Raw genomic sequence first — 19,884 nt, forward strand, 5'->3', positions numbered from 1 at the left:
TATCTTCGTCCCCCGTCATCGCCCGGAGGCCGGGCCTCAGGGCCGGGTCTGGCCCTTGCCGCGGATCACATATTTGAAACTGGTCAGCTGCTCGGCCCCCACGGGGCCACGGGCGTGCAGCCGGTCGGTGGAGATCCCGATCTCGCCGCCGAAGCCGAACTCGCCGCCGTCGGCGAACTGGGTCGAGGCATTGGCCAGGATGATGCCGGCGTCGGCCTCGGTCAGGAAGCGTTCGATGGCCTTGTCGTCGGTGGCGATGATCGATTCCGTATGGCCCGAACCGTAGCGGGCGACGTGATCCAGGGCGGCGTCGATGTCATCCACGACCCGGACGGCGATGACCGCCGCCAGGAATTCGGTACTCCAGTCCGCCTCGGTGGCGGCGATGGCGTTCGGCACCAGGGCGCAGGTCGTTTCATCGCCGCGGATCTCGCAACCGGCGGCGGTCAGGTCGGCGGCGATCAGCGGCAGCAGGCTGTCGGCGACGGCCCGGTCGATCAGCAGGGTCTCGGCCGCGCCACAGACCGAGACGCGGCGCATCTTGGCATTGACGGCGATGGCCCGGGCCGTGGCCGGGTCGGCGCTCTGATGGACATAGACGTGGTTGACGCCCTCCAGATGGCCCAGCACCGACACCCGGGCGTCGGCCTTGACCCGCTCGACCAGCGAACGGCCGCCGCGCGGGATCAGCAGGTCGATCGATCCGTCGAGACCGGTCAGGATGTGGCCGACGGCGGCGCGATCGCGGGTGGTGACGATCTGCACCGTGTCCGCGGACAGGCCGGCCGCCTCCAGGCCCTCGACGAGGGCGGCGTGGATGGCCAGGTTGGAGCGCAGGCATTCCGATCCGCCGCGCAGGATCACGGCATTGCCGGCCCGCACCGCCAGGGCGGCGGCGTCCGCGGTGACGTTGGGCCGGCTCTCATAGATGATGGCCAGCACGCCGATCGGCGTGCGCACCCGGGCGATGTCCAGGCCGTTCGCAGGCGTCCAGCGCGCCGTCTCGACCCCGACCGGATCGGGGATGGCGGCGATCGATTCCAGCGCGCCGATCACGCCGTCCAGCCGGGCCGCGTCCAGCGCCAGCCGGTCCATCATGGCCGTGGCCATACCCTTGGTTGCGGCGGCCTCGAGGTCGGCGGTATTGGCGGCAAGGACCTGATCGGCCTGTTTGCGCAGGGAGGAGGCCATGCCGGCGATGGCGCGGGTGCGGACCTTGGGCCCGGCCAGGGCCAGGGCGCGGGCGGCCTTGCGGGCCTTCTTGCCCATGGCCGTCATCTCGGTGGCGAGGGCATCGTCGGGTCGGGGCGGGGCGGTTGTCGCGGCGTCGGTCTGTGTCATTGTCATGCCCTCAAGGTTGTCTCTTTTGCCGCAAATTCAAGGGCAGCGGCCTCTGGCACGACACCGGTTGAGTTGGACGAGGTCCAACTCGGCTCAGATTTCACTCCAGCTTGAATCCGGACCATTTTCTGGTTTCAGGTCGATTCGCCCTGAAACAAAAATGGTCTAGCGCAGGGCCAGATCAGCCGTGTGGACGACCTCCGGGCCGGCCTCATAGCCCAGGGCGGCTTTCAGGCGCGTCGAGCGCAGACCGATGATTTTCGAAAGATCCTGGGCGTCGAAACGCACCAGGCCACGGGCGATCTCGGCGCCGTTTTCGTCAAGAATCTCGACCGGATCGCCCTTGCCGAAATCACCGGTCGCCGACAGCAGGCCGACGGCCAGCAGGGATTTGCCGCGCGCCAGCGCCCGGGCGCAGCCCTTGTCGACCCGCAGTTCACCGCGCGTCGCCAGCGAGCCGCCGATCCACAGCTTGTAGGCGGCCTTCACCGTGGTCGAGGCGGCGATCAGGGTGCATTTACGCCCTTCTTCCAGCGACAGGGAATCCTCGGCCTTGGGCTTGCCCTTGGCGATCAGGGTGGCGCAGCCGGCCTCGGCGGCGATGCGCGCGGCCATCAGCTTGGTGGCCATGCCGCCGGTGCCGACTCCGGCGTCGGCATTGGCCCCGGTGGCCATGGCCTCGATCTCGGGCGTCAGGGTCTCGATATAGGGGATGTGGGTCGCATTCGGGTCGACTCTCGGGTCGGCCGTGTACAGGCCGTCGACGTCGGACAGCAGGATCAGCAGGTCGGCGCTGATCATCTGGGCCACGCGGGCCGCCAGACGGTCGTTGTCGCCGTATTTGATCTGTTCGGTGGCGATGGTGTCGTTCTCGTTGAGGATCGGCACCGCCCCCATGTCGAGCAGGGCCCCGACGGTGGCGCGGGCATTGAGCCAGCGCCGCCGCGTCTCGGTATCGTCGCGTGTCAGCAGGATCTGGGCGGTGACGATGTCGTGCTCGTCGAAGACCGACTCCCAGGCGGCCATCAGCATCGATTGACCGGCGGCGGCCGAGGCCTGTTTCTTTTCGAGGCCGGCCCCGCGCGCCATGGACCCCAGGCGGCGGCGTCCCAGGGCCACGGCTCCGGACGAGACCACCATCACCTGTTTGCCCTCGGCCTTCCACTCGGCGATGTCGGCGGCCAGGTCCGTGAGCCGCACCATGTCGACGGCGTCGGTCTTGGGGTCGACCAGCAGGGACGACCCGATCTTGACCACGATACGGTCGGCGGCGGCGATCGCGGTGGCGGCCAGCGGCGGGTCAGACAGGGTCAAGGGGCCCACTCCTCAGGCGCTGCAACGATCACGTCGCCCAGGGAATCGATCTCGCCGCGGGTCTTGCGGACCTCGGCCCAGGCCGCCCGCAGCAGTTCGGTGACCCCCTCGCCGGACACACCCGAGACCAGCATCGGCCGGCGACCGGCCACGGCCTCCAGCTCATCGGCCTTCTGTTCACGCATCTCCGGGGTCAGGGCGTCGATCTTGTTCAGCGCCAGGATCTCGTTCTTCTCGGCCAGGCCCTCGCCATAGGCCTCCAGCTCGGTGCGGATGATGCGCCAGGCGGCGGCGACATCGTCCTGGGTGCCGTCGACCAGGTGGATCAGCGAGGCGCTGCGCTCGACATGGCCGAGGAAGCGCGTGCCCAGGCCGGCCCCGTCGCTGGCCCCGGCGATCAGGCCCGGGATGTCGGCGATGACGAACCGCTCCGACGGCGACAGGTCGACCATGCCCAGGTTGGGCACCAGGGTGGTGAACGGATAGTCGGCGATCTTGGGCCGGGCCTCCGAGGCGGCGGCCAGGAAGGTCGATTTGCCGGCATTGGGCAGGCCCGCCAGGCCGATGTCGGCGATCAGTTTCAGCCGCAACCAGATCCAGCGCTCCTGGCCCTCCTGACCCGGGTTGGCGTGGCGCGGGGCCTGGTTGACCGGGCCCTTGAACCGGGTGTTGCCCCAGCCGCCGTTGCCGCCGCGCAGCAGGCACTCACTTTTGCCGACCTCGTCCATGTCCAGCAGGACGGTTTCCTTGTCGTCGTCCAGCACCTGGGTGCCGACCGGGACCTTGAGCACCAGGTCCTCGCCCTTGGCCCCATGCATCTGCCGACCCTGGCCGTGGGTGCCGGTCGGGGCCTTGAAATGCTGCTGGTAGCGGTAGTCGATCAGGGTGTTCAGCCCGTCGACGGCCTCGATCCAGACGCTGCCGCCATTGCCGCCGTCCCCCCCGTCGGGACCGCCGTTGGGGATGAATTTCTCGCGCCGGAACGAGACGGAGCCTGCGCCGCCGTTACCGGAACGAATGTAGATCTTGGCCTGGTCGAGAAACTTCATGCGCGGCTTATGCCGCAACTGCGAGGCAATTTACAGGCAGGGTGCACGCAAGGTGATCTCCCGCCCCGGACCAGGGCGGGAGACGGGCAGGATCTAGCCCTGCGGCCAGACCCCGAACGGATCGGACCAGGACATGCCCAGGGCCTCGGCCACCGCCGGATAGGTGATCTCGCCCTTCAGCACATTCAGGCCGCGCGCCAGGTTGGGGTCCTTCTTCAGCGCCTCCAGACCATGGTTGGCCAGGGCCAGGCCGAACGGCAGGGTGGCGTTGTTCAGGGCCTCGGAACTGGTGCGCGGGGCCGCGCCCGGCATGTTGGCGACGCAATAGTGGACCACGCCGTCGATGACATAGGTCGGATCCTCGTGGGTCGTGGCCCGCGAGGTCTCGAAACAGCCGCCCTGGTCGATGGCGACGTCGACCAGCACCGAGCCGTTCTTCATCGCCTTCAGGTCTTCGCGCTTGATCAGCTTCGGAGCCGAGGCCCCCGGGACCAGCACGGCCCCGATGATGACGTCGGCCTTGACCATCTCCTCGTCGATCGCATTGATCGAGGAATAGCGGGTGATGACCCGGCCCTGGGTGACCTCGTCGATATAGGCCATGCGCGGGATCGAGCGTTCCAGCACCACGACCTCGGCCCCGAGGCCCATGGCCATACGGGCCGCGTTCAGGCCGACGACGCCGCCGCCCAGAACCAGCACGCGGGCCGGGGCCACGCCCGGGACGCCGCAGAACAGCAGACCCATGCCACCGTTGTGCTTCAGCAGGGTCTCGGCGGCCGAGAAGACGGCGATCCGGCCGGCCACTTCCGACATCGGGGCCAGCAGCGGCAGGCCGCCCCTGGCGTCGGTCACGGTCTCATAGGCGATGGCGGCGCATTTCGAGGCCAGCAGGCCCTTGGTCTGTTCCGGGTCCGGGGCCAGATGCAGATAGGTGAACAGGATCTGGTCCTCGCGGAGCATTTCCCACTCGACCTTCTGGGGCTCCTTGACCTTCACGATCATGTCGGCACCGGCGAAGATCTCGGCGGCGGTGGCGACGATGGTCGCCCCGGCCTTCCGGTAGTCGTCGTCGGTAAAGCCGGCCCCGACTCCGGCACCCTGCTGGACCGAGACGGCGTGGCCGTGGGCGACGTATTCCCGCACTGCGGTCGGCGTCAGGCCGATGCGGTGTTCATTCTTCTTGATCTCGGTGGGGACGCCGACGCGCATGACTGTTTCCTCTGGCTGGGACGGGCCCGTCCTGTGCCGGACGCCCCGTTTCAGGTGACAATCTATCGCCCTATGGCGCGCAGGTTCCTGTTCTTTTTGCTGACTGAACGGCATACAGTCGCAGAATCTGCGAAGGATCGCCGCAATTGAAGACTGTTTCTGCCGTCACCCTCGATGAGACCGATCGCCGGATGATCCGCGCCCTCCAGGGCGACGGCCGCATCACCAATGCCGATCTGGCCCGGACCGTGAACCTGTCCGAGAGCGCCTGTCTGCGCCGGTTGCGGGCGCTGGAGTCGGCCGGGGTCATCAGCCGCTACGCCGCCATCATCAATGAGCGGGCCGTGGGCCTGCCGATCAGCGTCTTCGTCACCGTGACCCTGTCGTCCCAGTCGGAGGCCATGCTGACCGCCTTCGAGACCGCCATCGCCACCGTGCCCCAGGTGGTCGAATGCTATCTGATGACCGGGGGGTCGGACTATCTGCTGCGGCTGGTGGTGCGCGACGTCGACGATCTGGAGCGGGTCCATTCGAAGGAGCTGACCCGCATCCCCGGCGTGACCCGGGTCTCGTCCAGCGTCGCCATGCGCACCGTGGTCAAGCGCGGGGCCCTGCCGGTGTAACGCTTGTCACGGGCCCGGAGATGCCCATCTCTGTGGGCGGACAAACCCGGGGGAACCGATGGACGGCCGACAAACAATCGTCTGGCTGGGCTTCGGCCTGCTGGCCGCCCTGGCCGCCCTGCCCGGGCTCGCCGCGGGCGGTGCGCCATGGCTGCCCGTGTTCCTGTGCGGCCTGTGTCTGGCCTGTGCCGTCCATCAGGCCAGCCGGACCCGGGTGACGGAGGCTGTCGGCGAGGTCCTGGCCGGCTCGACCCTGCGCCTTGTTGTGATTGTGGTTGGCGTGGCTCTGGTCTGGCAACTGGTGGGTATCGAGCTGGCCTTCCTGATGGCCGGTGACGTGCTGGCCTATGTCGAGGTCGTGGCCGCCGTCAGCCTGATCGCCGCCAACACCCGGCTGGCTGCGGTCCGGGCCCAGGTGGCGCGGCAGGTTCGGGCCCTGGGTGCGGCCCTGTCTCTCCGGCGTACCGGAATCAGGCGCTCTGTCCGGGCGCTGCGCCGGGCCCGCCGCAAACGGCCCCGTGCCGACGATGCCGAAGGGCGAGCGGTCCGGGCCTTCGCCTGACCGTCCCGCGCGCCGTCAGTCCCCGACCGTGTGCAGGTCCCGGCCCTTGGTCTCGGGCAGCCAGACCAGGGCCACCACCACCGCGATGGCGGTGAAGACGATCGAATACCACAGGCCGAAATAGATATTCCCCGACCAGGCCACCAGGGCGAAGCTGGCCGCCGGCAACAGGCCGCCGACCCAGCCGGTGCCGATATTGTAGGGCAGGCTCATCGCCGTATAGCGCACCCGGGTCGGGAACAGCTCGACCAGGGCCGCGGCCTGCGGCCCGTACAGGGCGGTCGCGGCGACCATGAAGATCATCAGGATTGCGAACACCAGCGGCAGGTTCATCCGCGCCGGGTCGGCCTTGTCCGGATAGCCGGCCGCGGCCAGGGCCGCGCGGATACGGGCGTCGACGTCGGTGCGGGCTGCCTTCAGCGTGGTCTTGTCCAGACCCGTCCCCTCGACCGAGGCGATGGTGGTGTCGCCGACGCGGACGCTTGCCAGGCTGCCGGCCGGGGCGTCGCTGTTGTCGTAGGAGATGCCCGCATTCGACAGGGCGTTCTTGGCGATGTCGCAACTGCTGGCGAAGGCGGTCTTGCCGATGGGGTCGAACTGCACCGCGCAGGTGGCGGGGTCGGCGACCACGGTGACCGGGGCGCTGATCTGGGCCTCGGCCAGGGCCGGGTTGGCCGCCCTGGTCAGGGCGTGGAACCCGGGGAAGAAGGCGACCAGGGCCAGGATCATGCCGAACAGCATGACCGGCTTGCGCCCGACCTTGTCCGACAGCCAGCCGAAGAAGACGTAGAGTCCGGCCGAGGCCACGGTGATGGCCAGTACCAGCTGGTCGACCAGGGCGACGTCGACTCGCAGCACCCGTTCCATGAAGAAGCGGGTGTAGAAATAGCCGCAGTACCAGACTGCCCCCTGGGCCACCATGATGCCGAACAGGGCGATCAGGACGAAACGCCCGTTCTTCCAGGTCAGGAAGGCCTCGCGATAGGGGGCGCGGCGTTCGCCCCCTTCGGATTCCATCTGCACATAGGCCGGGCTCTCACTCAGCTTCAGCCGGATCCACAGCGACACCCCCAGCAGCAGGGCCGAGATCAGGAACGGAATGCGCCAGCCCCAGGCGTCGAACGCCTCGGTGCCGAGGATGGCGCGCGTGATCAGGATCACGGACAGGGCCCCGATCAGGCCGAAGGCGGCGGTGGTCTGGATCCAGCCGGTCAACAGGCCCCGCTTTTTCGGCGGCGAATGCTCGGCGACATAGATGGCGGCCCCGCCGTATTCCCCGCCGAGGGCGAAGCCCTGCAGCACCCGCATGGTCAGCAGCAGGATGGGGGCGAGGATGCCGATCTGGCCATAGTCGGGCAGCAGGCCGATGGCCACGGTGGCCAGGCCCATCAGGGTGATGGTGACGAGGAAGGTGGTCTTGCGCCCGGTGCGGTCGCCGAACCAGCCGAACACCAGGGCCCCGAGCGGTCGTACGACGAAGCCGACCCCGAAGGTCAGCAGGGCGAGGATATAGCCGGTGGCCTCGCCGACGTCGGCGTAGAAATGGCGCGCGATGACGGTGGCCAGCGAGCCGAAGATGAAGAAATCATACCATTCGAAGGCGGTCCCGGCGGCCGAGGCCACCACCACGGTGCGCAGGCTCGGCCCGGACTTGCCGTCCATCGCGGATGCATCTGTGGTCATCGGTCGTCCCCCCGGAGCGTCGTTCTGGCGGCATCGTCTGGCGGACACCTGCGCTCGCGATGCTAGCGACCCGCCCGGCTGGCGCAAGGGCCAGGCGGTTCACCGGGGTCCGGATGTCGAAAACCCCGCCGGCGGGGGGGCCGGCGGGGCTCTCTTCAGCCGGCCGCGTCGTGAGGGACGGCGCGCGGCCGGGCAGGCGTTGGGCTGACGGAACGGTCCTAGCAGGACCGGCCTTCGGCACAGTTTTCGACGGCGGTGCCGGCGGCCTGGGCGTCTTCACCGACACCGGCGATCGTGTTGCAGGCGGCGGTGGTCATGGCGGCGGCTGCGGCGAACAGAATGAAAAGCTTGCGCATTGAAAGACTCCTGAAAAGCCAACTGGCTTCTTGCCGGAACTCAACGTGCCGGGACCCTCGGGGTTCCCAGGTCCGCGGGGTCGACCGGAGTGACGGCCTCGGGCGTGGCGAAGACCATGCGGGCAATGGAGCCACCGCTGGGTGAGGGCACGATTTCGGCCGTGCCGCGCAGCTGTTTGGCGAAGGCCCCCATCAGGGTGCGGCCCACACCGGCCTGTCGTGTCTCGTCGACGCCCGGGCCGTCATCCTCGACCTCCAGCACACTGGTGTCGCCGCGGACCTGGAAGCGGACCTTCAGGTCACCGCCCCGACCGGCGAAGGCGTGTTTCTGGGCATTGGTCACGGCCTCGACCAGCCACAGGGCCAGCGGGGCCAGCTTGTCCGGATCGACGACCAGCGAGTCCGCCTCGACCGAACTGGTGATCACCGGCCCCTGGCCGGTGGCGCTGGCCACCAGCTGGCCGACCAGGTCGGTCAGGAAGATGCGGGCGTCGGCATAGCGCAGGTCGTCGCTCTGGTAGAGGGTGCGATAGATCAGGGCCAGGGCGGCGATCCGCTGGCGGGTGTCGCCCACCGCGGCCCGGGCCGGACCGTCGGTCAGGGTCCGCTGTTGCATCGACAGCAGCGATGAGATGATCTGCAGATTGTTCTTCACCCGGTGGTGGATCTCGCGCATCAGCGCGTCCTTCTCCGACAGGGAATCGGTCAGGGCCTTGTCCCGGGCGATGATGGTCTCGGCCAGGGTGTCGAGGGTCGAGGCCAGCAGGCGGATTTCCGACGGGGCGTTGACCGCCTGCAGCGGGCGCACCGAGAACCGGCCCCGGGCGTAGATGGCCGCGACCCGTTCGAGATAGTCCAGCCAGCGAATGATGATCCGTTCCGAGACCAGCATCACCGCGGCGAAGGCGGTCAACCACGCGGCCAGCGGCAGGATCAGCACCCCGACCGGATTGAGCCGGGCCCAGGACAGCAGGCCGGGGGCCGGGGCCGACAGCAGCACATAGACGTCGCGCCCGGCCAGGGCCGCACCGGCATAGTCCCGGTGCCGGCCCTCGCGATCGTCGGCCTCGAACACGGCCGAGGACCCGTCGCGGGCGCGCTGGACCCAGCCCTGCAGCGACCGGCCACCACCCAGGACAAAGGCACCGGCGTCGGTGGCGGTCAGGATATTGCCGTCGCCGTCGGTCAGGGCCGCCTCCGAGCCTTCGGGCAGGGCGCGGTCCGAGGTGTCGGGCTGCAGGCTGGCCAGCGGGATCAGGGCGATCATGGCCCCGTCGAACGTTCCCATCGGCCGCTCCAGCCGGATGGCGACGATCAGGTTCGGCTGGGAGCCGGTCGAGACCGGGGCCCGGGCCAGGACCATCGATTCACCGCCGCGCAGCCGGGCGAACCAGTCGCTGCCACGCACGGCGACATCCCGGTCCGCCGAGGATGGCGCGCTGCTGGAGGCACAGACCTGCTGGCCGGTCGCGCTGATCCGGGCCAGGCCGTCCAGACTCTCGAGTCGGTCGACCAGGGCGGACAGGCGCGGTTCGCAGAAGAATTGCAGGGATTCCGGACGCAGCGCCTGAAGCAGGACCGCGGTGCTGTCGAGCCGGGACTTGGCCCCGGCCGCGCTGCGTTCGGCGGCCAGCTGCAGACCCGACCGCCGGGCCTCGGCCTGGTCGCGGAAGTTGGACTGGGTCTGGATCGCGGCGAGCAGCAGGATCGGCAGCAGGGCCAGCGCCATGGCCAGACCGATGCGGAAGCGGATGCCCTGGAACGGCCGGGCCGAGGCTCCCTGTCCGAGCGAGCGCCCCAGCCTGACCATCATCTAGCCTTGCCGGGCGCCGCTCAGGCGGTCTGCATCGGCCAGGATGGAGCGCATGGCATCGCCGGCGGAGCGACCGTCACGGGCGTAGCCGCCGCGTTCCAGTGTCGCCTGCAGGGCCTTGCGGGCCCGGCTGACGCGGCTCTTCACCGTGCCGACCGCGCACTGGCAGATCGCGGCGGCTTCCTCATAGGCAAAGCCGCCGGCCCCGACGAGCGTCAGCGCCTCGCGCTGCTCCTCCGGAAGGGTGGCCAGGGCCAGGCGCAGTTCGTCCAGGGCAACCGGGGCCTCGGGGTCGTCGACGGCGACCAGGGTCCGCTCGGCGGCCTCCTGGTCAAGCTGTGACTGACGCCACGAACGGCGCTTTTCGGAATAGAATTGGTTGCGCAGGATCATGAAGGTCCAGGCCTTCATATTCGTGCCCATCTGGTAGCTGGCTCGCGCATCCCAGGCCTTCATCATCGCGTCCTGGGCCAGGTCGTCGGCCGCGGTCGGGTCGCCGGCGAGGGTCCGGGCAAAGGCGCGCAGGTGCGGGATCAGCGCGACCAGCTCCTTCTTGAACGCCGGATCATCGGCTGACGGGGGTTTGGGCGGGGCGGACATCGGGCCGGATCCGCTCATGTGCCGCTTCCGCGCGACGACTTCTCATCGGCGCGACGCAGGATTTCCAGGAATTCGTCCGGCACCGGTTCGTTGACGACCTCGTCGAACAGATGCCGCAGCTTGACGCCGATCGCCTGCTGGCGAAGGCGTGCCTCCTCCAGCCCGGCCTCCCCCTGTGTTGCCGGCGGATCGGTTCTCGGAGGATTGGTTGTCTTATTCATCGAATGAACGGCCGCCACCCAGACATCATTGGTTCCAGGATGCCGACAACGCCAGCCCTGCCCGGGAGTTCCGACATCGGGCAAGAATAATGCTCAAGCTTCTTCACCTGTGTGGGAACCGTTGCCGATTGGATACGTTGCAATCAACTGTCGCGCTTCGGAAACGCCGGATCGCCTCACTGTCGGGGATTACGAATGAGCCTACTGGCCAGACTGGCACCGCACCTGCCCTATGTTCGGCGCTACGCCCGCGCCCTCACCGGTGACCAGACCACGGGTGACAACTATGTCCGGGTGGCGCTGGAGGCGCTGGCGGCCGGTGAACGGCAGCTGCCCGCGGACATGACCCCCCGGGTCGCCCTCTACCATGTCTTCCATGCCATCTGGGTCTCCACCGGGGCCCGGCTTGAGGATGGCAGTGGTCTCGATGGCGGCGACGACGCCTCGCGGCGACTGATGCGGATCGCGCCGCGCTCGCGCCAGGCCTTCCTGCTGACGGCCCTCGAAGGCTTCACCCCGTCCGAGGCGGCCCAGGTCCTGGGCTCCGACGCCCATGACGTCGAACGCCTGATCGGCGAGGCCCAGGCCGAGATCGATGCCGAACTGGCCACCGATGTCCTGATCATCGAGGACGAGGCCATCATCTCTGCCGACATCGAGAGCCTCGTCACCGAACTGGGTCACCGGGTTACCGGCATCGCCACCACCCACGACGAGGCCGTCGACGCCGTCGCCCGTCACCGTCCGGGTCTGGTGCTCGCCGACATCCAGCTGGCTGACGGCTCGTCCGGAATCGACGCGGTCAAGGACATCCTGAAACGGGTCGATGTGCCGGTGATCTTCATCACGGCCTTCCCCGAGCGTCTGCTGACCGGTGAGCGACCCGAGCCGACCTTCCTGATCACCAAGCCGTTCCAGCCCGAGACGGTCAAGGCGGCGATCAGCCAGGCCCTGTTCTTCCACCCGTCGCGGCAGGCCGCGGGCGTCTGACGGGCGGCGAGGCCTGCCAGCGGGTTTTTTCGCCTCTGGCGGGAACTTCCGTGCGGACGGGCGGTTTCGGTTTTGCGGGAACGGCAACGCCCCCCCGATACCAGAGGCCGGCGAAAGCCGGTCTGCCGTTTCCGCACCTCATTCCCGATGATGCCGACTGGACGGGCCCGAAAGGGTCCGTCCATTTTCTTTGCCGGATTACCGGCCGCGGCACCGTCAGCTCTCGACATGGGCACCACCTTCGCCACAATGCCTTGTGCCGGACGCGCCAACGCGCGGGTGAAAAAGGAGAACTGTGATGACGCAGGTAAATCGTCAGTGGGTCCTCCGCCAGCGGCCCAAGGGCCTGGTCAAGGCCGGTGATCTGGAGCTGGTCGAGAGCCCGGTGCCGGACCTCAAGGAAAATGAGGTGCTGGTCCGCACCATCTATCTGTCGCTGGACCCGACCAACCGCACCTGGATGAACGACGCCGAAGGCTATCTGCCGGCGGTCGGGATCGGGGATGTGATGCGCGGCCTGACGCTGGGCGTGGTCGAGCAGAGCCGGTCGAACCGGTTCCGCCAGGGCGACATCGTCTCGCCGGTATCGGGCGGCTGGGCCGACTATGCCGCCGTGCACGAACAGGGTCTGCGCCAGGTTCACCGCGCCTCGGGCCTGCCCCTGACCGCCAATCTCTCGGTCATCGGCATGACCGGCATGACCGCCTATTTCGGCGTCACCGATGTCCTGAAGGCCCGGCCGGGCGAGACGCTGGTGATTTCCGCCGCCGCGGGGGCCGTCGGCTCGATCGCCGGCCAGATCGCCAAATTGCGCGGGGCCCGGGTCATCGGCATCGCCGGCGGTGCCGACAAATGCCGCTGGCTGACCGAGGACCTCGGTTTCGACGCGGCCATCGACTACAAGAATGAGGATGTCGGCGAAGCCCTGGACCGCCACGCGCCCAATGGTATCGATCTCAATTTCGAGAATGTCGGCGGCGACATCATGATCGCGGTCTGGAACCGGCTGAAACCCCATGCGCGCATGGCGGTCTGCGGCCTGATCTCGGCCTACAACGCCACCAAGGCTCCGCCGTCGCCGAATTTCTCGCGCATCATCACCCACCGGCTCAACGTCCAGGGCTTCCTGGTGCTGGACTATGCGCCGCGCGCCCGCGAGATGGTCGCCGAAATGGCCCCCTGGTTGGTCGACGGCGCGATCAAATGGAAGGTCCATGTCGACGATGGTCTGGAGGGGGCTGTCGGCTCGCTGAACCGCCTGTTCACCGGGGATCACGACGGCAAGCTGCTGGTCCGGGTCTCCGAAGAACCGGCAGGCTGACGGGAGCCGACCGATGAGTGATCCGCTGCACATCCATTTTGAGGACGTGGCCGTCGGTGAGGTCATGTCGCTCGGGGCCTGTGCGGTGGACCCGGCCGCCATGGAGCTGTTCGTCGACCGGTTCGCGCCGGGCTGGGACACGGCCTATGGCGCGCCCGATGCCATGGTCTATGCGCTGTGGAGCCGGCTGGCGGCCGACAGGTCCGCCGGCTGGGCCCAGAGCAAGGTCCTCGCCGTGGACGGGTTGCGGTTCATGCGCAATCCGCCACCGGGCGAACTGATGCGCGGCCGGATGACCGTCGTGGGCAAGGACCCTGTCGGCGACGACAAGGGGATCGTCATTGCCCAGCATGATCTGCTGGACGAGGCCGGGCGGCTGGTCTTCTCCTGCCTGACCCGGGCGCTGTTCGCCCGCCGCTAGAACGACGCCGCGACACGCACGCAGAAAAACGCCCCGCCCGGCGAACCGGACGGGGCGTCTGTCATTCAGGACGTGTCGCCGGCCCCGGATCCGGTCCGGGGGCCGGGCGGACGGCCTCAGGCGTTGGCGGCGGCCGGGGTCTGGGCGGCGCGCTGGAAGGTCATGGCAATCAGACGATCCCAGCCCAGCAGCGAGACCAGGTGGGCGTAGATCTGGCCCAGGGCACCGTTGTCGCGCAGCTCGGCCAGCTTCTTGGCCGGCAGGGCCTTCAGCTTGTCTTCCGAGACGGCGTAATAGTCGGCCAGCTTCTGGGGCGTGCCGGTCGTGCCGTCAGGGTTGCGGGGCGTGAACACCGCGTCGCGGATTTCCAGCAGGTCCAGGTCCGTAAGAACCTTGACGAAGGCTTCCGTGCGCATCCGCTCCTGTTCGAAGCTGTTGCAGAACTCCATCGCCTGTTCGGTGTAGGGGCTCGGCTTGCCGTCGACGAACAGCGGCGCAGCGCCGCCTTCCTTGACGAATTCCGCGGCGCGATCGATGCACAGGATCATGCGCTTCTGTGCGTCGTCATTGGCGAAGACGAACGGATAGCGGCGGATATAGGCCGGGATATAGGCCTCGGGGCGGAACTCGCCGGTCGGCTCGATGAACAGGTTCTCGGTCGGGCGCAGGCCCATGACCGCGACCGGCTGACGCGAGTCGCCGACGAAGATGACCGGATAGGACAGGGCCGCGGGCGCGAACTCGGTCACGGTCAGCGGCACGACATGGCTTTTGGCCACGAAGGCATAGGGCTTGTCGACCGGATCGACGCCCAGCTTGCCGTGATGCTCCGCCGAGAGCGGCTCGGGCTTGTCGTAGAACAGGACGTTGCCGGCGAGCCCTTCGGAGGTATTTGCAGTTGTGTCAGTCATGGACGCGATGAGGCCCCGGAATTGAAGGAAGACGGGGTTCTAGCCCAGACATGCCCGGGCGGCAAACACGGTCTCGCCGGTGGCGAGCGAGATGGTAAATACCCGCCCGTAAAGGGGATTTCTCCGACGGCCTTTCTAGAAACGGTAGGTGACCCCGACGCGCAGGTTGCGACCGGGCAGGGGGGCGATGTCCTTGAGGAAGGACGCGTGTTCACGGGCCTCGACATTGGTCAGGTTGTGCAGCTCGCCGAAGACCGTGACGTTGTGGTCCGCAAACGGATGCAGCGCCCCGGTCAGATTGACCATCGTATAGCTGTCGGTCGGCAGTTCGAACGCCGTAACCCGGTCCTGGGCCCCGACGTGACGGACCTCCACACCGGCGTCGACCCGGCGTGACGACCAGGCCAGCTGCGCCCCCGCCGACCAGGGCGGGATGCGGGCGGCGGGGCCGAAATCAGTCTGGGCCCGGACCATGTCTGCCGTTCCGCTCAAGGTCAGGCTGCGGTCACCGTCGACCCAGAGATCGTAGCTGGCCTCGGCCTCGAAACCGCGGAAATCAGCCTTGGTCTGGACGTAGTCAAAGATCGGCAGGCCGGAATCAACGTCGTCGACGCCGGTCGGGCGCAGGTCGATGAAGCCGTCATAGTGGGCGGTATAGACATGCAGGTCGGCGGTCAGCGGGCCGCTGGCATAGTGCATCGTGGCCTCGATCGAGGTGGCGACCTCGCTGTCGAAGGTCGGGTCGCCATGTTCGTAGGCGGCGGTGGCGACATGGGCCCCGTCGGCGAACAGTTCGACCTCGCTGGGCGCACGGGCGTTGCGGGCGATGGTCAGGCCCAGGAACAGCGGCCCCGACGGGCGGACGAACAGGCCGGCCGAGGCCGAGACATTGTCGAAGGACAGGTCGACCAGGGGGCTGTCGACCCGGTGGCTGTCGAAGCGGATTCCGCCCTCGATGCCCCAGGCGTCCCGGTCGAGCCGCTGCACGGTGTAGAGGCCGTGTTCGCGGGTGGTGGTCCGGGGCACATAGGCCTCGGCACCGGCGGCATCGAAATCGCGATTTAGCAGCTGACCGCCGATGACCCCCTGCCAGCCGTTGCGCGGCCTCTGGATCAGCTCCAGCCGCCCCTCATAGCCATTGGAAAAGAAGACGGTGCCGGTGTCCGCCCCCTCGAACTCCGTATGGGTATAGTCAGCATAGGCCGCCCCCAGCCGGACCTTGTCGAACCATGGGGTGCCGAGTGTGTGTTCGCCGCGCACGTCATAGCGGGTCTGCTCCAGCTGGATGGTCACGTCCGGCTCTGCCACGGTGCCGTAGGTCGAATTGGTCGTCTTGACCGAGCCGCCGAAATAGCCCGCATCGCCGACCCACGACAGGCCGGCCCCCAGCTGGTCGATCGCCGAGGCGCTGTTGACGACGGTTGATGCCCAGGGCCGCGGCACGCTCAGCGCGTCGGCCAGACGCTGCGACATGGCTGGACCTGAAATCCCGTAGTCCTCGCTCTGGTGCGTATAGCCGTCGATGGTGAAGACCAGGGGGCCGAGGTTGGTCTTCAGGCTGGCCCCGCCGCCGCGGCCGTTGTCGATGCTCGACAGCTGGGTCGAGACATGACCGTCGAGACCGTTTTCGGCCCGGGTGGTCGGGACCCGTTCGTCGATGATGTTGACCACCCCGCCGATGGCCGAGCCGCCGAACACCAGGGTCGAGGGTCCGCGCACGATCTCGATACGGCTGGCCTCGGCCGGGTCCACCGCGACCTGGTGGTCCGGCGACACCGAACTGGCGTCGATCAGCCCGAGACCATTGGTCAGCACCTGGACCCGCGGCCCGGACAGGCCCCGGATCACGGGTCGGCTGGCACCCGGGGCGAAGCTGGAGCTACGCACGCCCGGCAGGCCATTGACCAGATCGCCGAGCGTCGCCGCCGGGGCCACGGCCAGCTGTTCCGCGCCCAGAACCTCGACCGCCAGCAGGCTGGCGCGATCGGTTACCCCGAACGGGGTCCCGGTGACGATGACGTCCTCCAGCCGGGCCGTATCCTCCGGCACCGGGGTCTGCGGCGTGGTCTGGGCCAGGGCCGCGCCGGACAGGGCGGCCCAGCCGCTGGCGGTGAGAAGCAGGATCCGGGAGGTGTGGGTCAGGCGCATGGGGAACACTCGGCGACGGAGGAGGTCTTCTGTTATGAGATAACATCACAAAAGGTCAAGGTCTGGATGTTGCGGGACGGGGTCCGACCGACTAGCTGTGTCCCATGGGCGACGCCTGCCATCATGATCATGCCGTTACCGGACCGGGACCTGCGGCCGTCAACGCGGCCGTGGCCCGGGCCACGGCCCGCTGTCAGGCCGACGGCGAACGGATGACGGCCCCGCGGCGCCGGGTCCTGGCCCTGTTGCTGGCGGCGGGCGAGCCGATGAAGGCCTATGATCTGATCGCCGGCTATGGCGAGGACGGCCAGGCGGCCAAGCCACCGACCGTCTATCGGGCCCTGGAGTTTCTCGAACGGCGCGGCCTGGCCCACCGGATCGCCTCGATCAGCGCCTATGTGGCCTGCAGCGGCGGCGACCAGGCCCATGCCGCCGCCTTTCTGATCTGCGACTGCTGCGGCGCGACCGAGGAGGTGACGCCCGGCGCTGCCGACGGTCTGGCCCGGGCCGCGGCCACCGCGGGCTACCGGATCGAGCGCACCACCATCGAGGCCCACGGCCTGTGCCCCGGCTGCAGCGCCGCCACCTGACGTCACGGAAACTGGCGCGGTGGCCGGCGAAGGCTTAACTGCAAGGAATGGATGCCATCCGTCTCTCCCCGCCCCGCCGTATCAGCCTGCCGGTGGCCAATCGCTGGGGCGAGGGCCGGATGGCCGTGCTCGATTTCGGCGACGCCGACCGGCCCGTCGACCTGGTCTTCGTCCACGCCAACGGCTTTACGGCCCTGACCTACCGGACCCTGCTGGCCCCGTTGTCGGGTTCCCTCCGGCTTTGGGCCCCGGACCTGCGCGGCCACGGCGGCACCACCCTGCCGGCCGATCCGAACGGACGCCGCAACTGGGCCGACCACCGCGACGATCTGGTCGCCCTGCTCGATGCGATCGACGGCCCGCCGGTGGTCCTGGCCGGCCATTCGATGGGGGCCACCAGCGCCCTGCTGGCCGCCGCCGAACGGCCGGACCGGGTCTCGGGCCTGGTCCTGTTTGACCCGGTGATCTGGAGCCGCTGGGCCGTGGCGGCCTTCCAACTGCCCCTGCTGGACCGGATCGCCTCTCGGATTCCGCTGGTCAAGGCGGCCCGCCGGCGCCGCGCCGTGTTCGACAGTCGCGAACAGGCGATGGCCGCCTATTCCGGCCGCGGGGCCTTCAAGGGCTGGCCCGAAATGGTGCTGGCCGACTATCTGGTCGATGGGCTGGTCGAGACCGAAGAGGGATTGACCCTGGCCTGCACGCCGGACTGGGAAGCCTCCAACTACGCCGCCCAGAGCCACGACCCGTGGCGGGCCCTGCGTCAATATCAGGGGCCGGTTCGCATCCTGCGCGGGGAGACCGGCTCAACCTGCCGAATGCCCGACCGGCCGCGCGGCCTGCCCCATGTCACGATCGAGACCGTTCCCGGCGCGACCCATTTTCTGCCGATGTTGCGTCCCGACATCGCGCGCGATGCCCTGTTCGAGGCGGCCGTCTAGAGCGAAATCGGCCTGGACGCGATCGTGTCCAGGCTCAGATTTCGCTCCAGATTCATGCTGGAGCCTGATTCACGGCATCGGCGGAATCGCGAAGCGATTCCTTCCCAACCGATCAGGCTCTGGACTGGCGTCCGTCCCCGCCCGGCGCTAAACCGCGCCTCAACCACGCTCGAAACGACTCCAGGGAAACGCTTCATCATGCGCGACATCAACCATTTCATCGACGGCGCTTCGTTCACCGGAACCTCGGGTCGGTTCGGCGATGTGTTCAACCCCAATACCGGTGAGGTCCAGGCCCGCGTTCAACTGGCGACGGTGGCCGAGATGGATACGGCGGTCCAGGCCGCCCAGGCCGCCTTCGAAGGCTGGTCCACCACCAATCCCCAGCGCCGCGCCCGGGTGATGTTCGAATTCAAGCGCCTGGTCGAGGCCAATATGCAGGAGCTGGCCGAACTGCTGTCCAGCGAACACGGCAAGGTCGTCGCCGACTCCAAGGGCGACGTGCAGCGCGGTCTCGAGGTCATCGAATTCGCCTGTGGCATCCCGCATGTGTTGAAGGGCGAATACACCCACGGGGCCGGCCCCGGCATCGACGTCTATTCGATGCGCCAGCCGCTGGGCGTGGTCGCCGGCATCACCCCGTTCAACTTCCCGGCCATGATCCCGATGTGGATGTTCGGCGTCGCCATCGCCGTCGGCAACACCTTCATCCTCAAGCCCAGCGAGCGCGATCCGTCCCTGCCGGTGCGTCTGGCCGAACTGATGATGGAGGCCGGCGCTCCCGCCGGCGTGCTGAACGTCGTCCACGGCGACAAGGTGGCCGTCGACGCCATCCTGACCCACCCGCTGGTCCATGCCGTCAGCTTCGTCGGCTCGTCCGACATCGCCCACTATGTCTACCAGACCGGGGCCGCCAACCATAAGCGGGTCCAGGCCATGGGCGGGGCCAAGAACCACGGCATCGTCCTGCCCGACGCCGACATGGACCAGGTGATCAAGGACCTGTCCGGGGCCGCCTTCGGCTCGGCCGGCGAGCGCTGCATGGCCCTGCCGGTGGTGGTACCGGTCGGCAAGAAGACCGCCGACGAACTGCGCGAGCGGATGGTCGCGGAAATCCCGACCATGCGGGTCGGCGTCTCCTCGGACGAGGGGGCCCACTACGGCCCGGTGGTCTCGTCCCAGCACCGCGACCGGATCGCCGCCTGGATCGCCACCGGCGTCAAGGAGGGGGCCGAACTGGTCGTCGACGGCCGTGACTTCAGCCTGCAGGGCCACGAGAAGGGCTTCTTCATCGGCCCGTCCCTGTTCGACCATGTCACCCCGGACATGAGCGCCTATCAGGAGGAGATCTTCGGCCCGGTGCTGCAGATCGTCCGCGCCGCCAGCTTTGAGGAGGCGCTGAGCCTGCCCAGCAAGCACCAGTACGGCAACGGCGTCGCCATCTTCACCCAGAACGGCCGCGCCGCCCGCGACTTCGCCAGTCGCGTCAATGTCGGCATGGTCGGTATCAATGTCCCGATCCCGGTGCCGGTCGCCTATCACACCTTCGGCGGCTGGAAGCGGTCGGCCTTCGGCGACACCAACCAGCACGGCATGGAGGGCGTGAAATTCTGGACCAAGGTCAAAACCATCACCGCCCGCTGGCCCGACAGCGAGCTGGAACACACCGATTCCAGCTTTGTCATCCCGACCATGGGCTGACGGTCCTGCGGCCGGTCCGGCTTCCGGGGGCGCAATCCCCCGGGGTTCGGAGCCGGCCCATTCGGTGCTAAGGGTTAATACGCCTGAACC

General features: G+C 68.3%; 19 protein-coding genes. 8 read left to right on the forward strand and 11 right to left on the reverse strand.

The genetic code is table 11. The annotated features are described in order from the left end of the window. Positions 1 to 36: 36 nt before the first annotated feature. The 4 genes from PSV00_RS03665 to ald all read right to left on the reverse strand — a co-directional run bounded on the left by PSV00_RS03665 (position 37) and on the right by ald (position 4,916). Positions 37 to 1,278 carry a glutamate-5-semialdehyde dehydrogenase gene (locus PSV00_RS03665; protein ID WP_366944631.1) on the reverse strand — a complete coding sequence of 414 codons (1,242 nt, stop codon included), beginning with the start codon at positions 1,276 to 1,278 and terminating at the stop codon, positions 37 to 39. Between the two features lie 228 nt (positions 1,279 to 1,506). Further along, complete coding sequence (proB, locus tag PSV00_RS03670) at positions 1,507 to 2,634, reverse strand: glutamate 5-kinase (RefSeq protein ID WP_300445169.1); 1,128 nt, start codon at positions 2,632 to 2,634, stop codon at positions 1,507 to 1,509. Positions 2,635 to 2,651: 17 nt separating this feature from the next. Continuing rightward, on the reverse strand, positions 2,652 to 3,704 hold the full coding sequence (gene obgE, locus PSV00_RS03675) for a GTPase ObgE (RefSeq protein WP_300445012.1): 1,053 nt from the start codon (positions 3,702 to 3,704) through the stop codon (positions 2,652 to 2,654). 93 nt (positions 3,705 to 3,797) lie between these two features. Then, positions 3,798 to 4,916: an alanine dehydrogenase gene (ald, locus tag PSV00_RS03680; protein WP_300445013.1), complete on the reverse strand. Its 1,119-nt coding sequence runs from the start codon at positions 4,914 to 4,916 to the stop codon at positions 3,798 to 3,800. 146 nt (positions 4,917 to 5,062) lie between these two features. Between ald and PSV00_RS03685 the strand changes: the two genes are divergently transcribed. Both PSV00_RS03685 and PSV00_RS03690 read left to right on the forward strand, forming a co-directional pair. Continuing rightward, on the forward strand, positions 5,063 to 5,539 hold the full coding sequence (locus PSV00_RS03685; RefSeq protein ID WP_300445015.1) for an Lrp/AsnC family transcriptional regulator: 477 nt from the start codon (positions 5,063 to 5,065) through the stop codon (positions 5,537 to 5,539). A gap of 58 nt (positions 5,540 to 5,597) precedes the next feature. Next, positions 5,598 to 6,101, forward strand: a complete 504-nt coding sequence (locus PSV00_RS03690; RefSeq protein WP_300445017.1) for a hypothetical protein — start codon at positions 5,598 to 5,600, stop codon at positions 6,099 to 6,101. 15 nt (positions 6,102 to 6,116) lie between these two features. Here the strand turns inward: PSV00_RS03690 and PSV00_RS03695 are convergent, their stop codons facing one another. From PSV00_RS03695 to PSV00_RS03715, 5 genes are all read right to left on the reverse strand, one after another. Continuing rightward, complete coding sequence (locus PSV00_RS03695; RefSeq protein WP_300445019.1) at positions 6,117 to 7,784, reverse strand: MFS transporter; 1,668 nt, start codon at positions 7,782 to 7,784, stop codon at positions 6,117 to 6,119. A gap of 218 nt (positions 7,785 to 8,002) precedes the next feature. Next, positions 8,003 to 8,140 (reverse strand): entericidin EcnA/B family protein, encoded by a 138-nt coding sequence (locus PSV00_RS03700; protein ID WP_300445021.1) that lies wholly within the window; start codon positions 8,138 to 8,140, stop codon positions 8,003 to 8,005. A 40-nt stretch (positions 8,141 to 8,180) separates the two neighbouring features. Beyond that, the gene (locus PSV00_RS03705) at positions 8,181 to 9,953 is read right to left on the reverse strand and encodes a sensor histidine kinase (protein ID WP_300445022.1); all 1,773 of its coding nucleotides are present in this window, start codon (positions 9,951 to 9,953) and stop codon (positions 8,181 to 8,183) included. Beyond that, entirely contained in the window at positions 9,954 to 10,553 is a 600-nt protein-coding gene (locus PSV00_RS03710) for a sigma-70 family RNA polymerase sigma factor (RefSeq protein ID WP_300445170.1), read from the reverse strand. Between the two features lie 14 nt (positions 10,554 to 10,567). Then, the gene (locus PSV00_RS03715) at positions 10,568 to 10,774 is read right to left on the reverse strand and encodes a NepR family anti-sigma factor (RefSeq protein WP_300445171.1); all 207 of its coding nucleotides are present in this window, start codon (positions 10,772 to 10,774) and stop codon (positions 10,568 to 10,570) included. A 195-nt stretch (positions 10,775 to 10,969) separates the two neighbouring features. Between PSV00_RS03715 and PSV00_RS03720 the strand changes: the two genes are divergently transcribed. From PSV00_RS03720 to PSV00_RS03730, 3 genes are all read left to right on the forward strand, one after another. Then, complete coding sequence (locus PSV00_RS03720; protein ID WP_300445024.1) at positions 10,970 to 11,764, forward strand: response regulator; 795 nt, start codon at positions 10,970 to 10,972, stop codon at positions 11,762 to 11,764. A gap of 298 nt (positions 11,765 to 12,062) precedes the next feature. Next, positions 12,063 to 13,085: an NADP-dependent oxidoreductase gene (locus PSV00_RS03725; protein ID WP_300445026.1), complete on the forward strand. Its 1,023-nt coding sequence runs from the start codon at positions 12,063 to 12,065 to the stop codon at positions 13,083 to 13,085. Positions 13,086 to 13,098: 13 nt separating this feature from the next. Next, on the forward strand, positions 13,099 to 13,506 hold the full coding sequence (locus tag PSV00_RS03730) for an acyl dehydratase (RefSeq protein ID WP_300445028.1): 408 nt from the start codon (positions 13,099 to 13,101) through the stop codon (positions 13,504 to 13,506). A 116-nt stretch (positions 13,507 to 13,622) separates the two neighbouring features. Here PSV00_RS03730 and PSV00_RS03735 read toward each other — a convergent pair whose 3' ends face one another. After that, positions 13,623 to 14,417 carry a SapC family protein gene (locus PSV00_RS03735; RefSeq protein ID WP_300445029.1) on the reverse strand — a complete coding sequence of 265 codons (795 nt, stop codon included), beginning with the start codon at positions 14,415 to 14,417 and terminating at the stop codon, positions 13,623 to 13,625. Between the two features lie 135 nt (positions 14,418 to 14,552). Then, complete coding sequence (locus tag PSV00_RS03740) at positions 14,553 to 16,565, reverse strand: TonB-dependent receptor (protein ID WP_300445030.1); 2,013 nt, start codon at positions 16,563 to 16,565, stop codon at positions 14,553 to 14,555. A 104-nt stretch (positions 16,566 to 16,669) separates the two neighbouring features. On the opposite strand from PSV00_RS03740, the gene PSV00_RS03745 reads away from it, so the two are divergent. The 3 genes from PSV00_RS03745 to PSV00_RS03755 all read left to right on the forward strand — a co-directional run bounded on the left by PSV00_RS03745 (position 16,670) and on the right by PSV00_RS03755 (position 19,794). Then, positions 16,670 to 17,155, forward strand: a complete 486-nt coding sequence (locus tag PSV00_RS03745) for a transcriptional repressor (protein WP_300445032.1) — start codon at positions 16,670 to 16,672, stop codon at positions 17,153 to 17,155. A 47-nt stretch (positions 17,156 to 17,202) separates the two neighbouring features. After that, positions 17,203 to 18,093, forward strand: coding sequence for an alpha/beta hydrolase (locus PSV00_RS03750; protein WP_300445034.1), 891 nt, complete (start codon positions 17,203 to 17,205; stop codon positions 18,091 to 18,093). Positions 18,094 to 18,291: 198 nt separating this feature from the next. Further along, positions 18,292 to 19,794 (forward strand): CoA-acylating methylmalonate-semialdehyde dehydrogenase, encoded by a 1,503-nt coding sequence (locus PSV00_RS03755; protein ID WP_300445035.1) that lies wholly within the window; start codon positions 18,292 to 18,294, stop codon positions 19,792 to 19,794. Positions 19,795 to 19,884: the final 90 nt, after the last annotated feature.

The organism is Brevundimonas sp., from assembly GCF_029945885.1.
In the GTDB taxonomy this organism is placed as follows: Bacteria; Pseudomonadota; Alphaproteobacteria; order Caulobacterales; family Caulobacteraceae; genus Brevundimonas.

What these genes read in the sequence shown, in the direction of transcription:
- PSV00_RS03665 (WP_366944631.1), bottom strand. Translation starts at nt 1,278, where the DNA reads ATGACGGCCATGGGCAAGAAGGCCCGCAAGGCCGCCCGCGCCCTGGCC.
- obgE (WP_300445012.1), bottom strand. Translation starts at nt 3,704, where the DNA reads ATGAAGTTTCTCGACCAGGCCAAGATCTACATTCGTTCCGGTAACGGC.
- ald (WP_300445013.1), bottom strand. Translation starts at nt 4,916, where the DNA reads ATGCGCGTCGGCGTCCCCACCGAGATCAAGAAGAATGAACACCGCATC.
- PSV00_RS03690 (WP_300445017.1), top strand. Translation starts at nt 5,598, where the DNA reads ATGGACGGCCGACAAACAATCGTCTGGCTGGGCTTCGGCCTGCTGGCC.
- PSV00_RS03695 (WP_300445019.1), bottom strand. Translation starts at nt 7,784, where the DNA reads ATGACCACAGATGCATCCGCGATGGACGGCAAGTCCGGGCCGAGCCTG.
- PSV00_RS03700 (WP_300445021.1), bottom strand. Translation starts at nt 8,140, where the DNA reads ATGCGCAAGCTTTTCATTCTGTTCGCCGCAGCCGCCGCCATGACCACC.
- PSV00_RS03705 (WP_300445022.1), bottom strand. Translation starts at nt 9,953, where the DNA reads ATGATGGTCAGGCTGGGGCGCTCGCTCGGACAGGGAGCCTCGGCCCGG.
- PSV00_RS03710 (WP_300445170.1), bottom strand. Translation starts at nt 10,553, where the DNA reads ATGTCCGCCCCGCCCAAACCCCCGTCAGCCGATGATCCGGCGTTCAAG.
- PSV00_RS03715 (WP_300445171.1), bottom strand. Translation starts at nt 10,774, where the DNA reads ATGAATAAGACAACCAATCCTCCGAGAACCGATCCGCCGGCAACACAG.
- PSV00_RS03720 (WP_300445024.1), top strand. Translation starts at nt 10,970, where the DNA reads ATGAGCCTACTGGCCAGACTGGCACCGCACCTGCCCTATGTTCGGCGC.
- PSV00_RS03725 (WP_300445026.1), top strand. Translation starts at nt 12,063, where the DNA reads ATGACGCAGGTAAATCGTCAGTGGGTCCTCCGCCAGCGGCCCAAGGGC.
- PSV00_RS03730 (WP_300445028.1), top strand. Translation starts at nt 13,099, where the DNA reads ATGAGTGATCCGCTGCACATCCATTTTGAGGACGTGGCCGTCGGTGAG.
- PSV00_RS03735 (WP_300445029.1), bottom strand. Translation starts at nt 14,417, where the DNA reads ATGACTGACACAACTGCAAATACCTCCGAAGGGCTCGCCGGCAACGTC.
- PSV00_RS03740 (WP_300445030.1), bottom strand. Translation starts at nt 16,565, where the DNA reads ATGCGCCTGACCCACACCTCCCGGATCCTGCTTCTCACCGCCAGCGGC.
- PSV00_RS03745 (WP_300445032.1), top strand. Translation starts at nt 16,670, where the DNA reads ATGGGCGACGCCTGCCATCATGATCATGCCGTTACCGGACCGGGACCT.
- PSV00_RS03750 (WP_300445034.1), top strand. Translation starts at nt 17,203, where the DNA reads ATGGATGCCATCCGTCTCTCCCCGCCCCGCCGTATCAGCCTGCCGGTG.
- PSV00_RS03755 (WP_300445035.1), top strand. Translation starts at nt 18,292, where the DNA reads ATGCGCGACATCAACCATTTCATCGACGGCGCTTCGTTCACCGGAACC.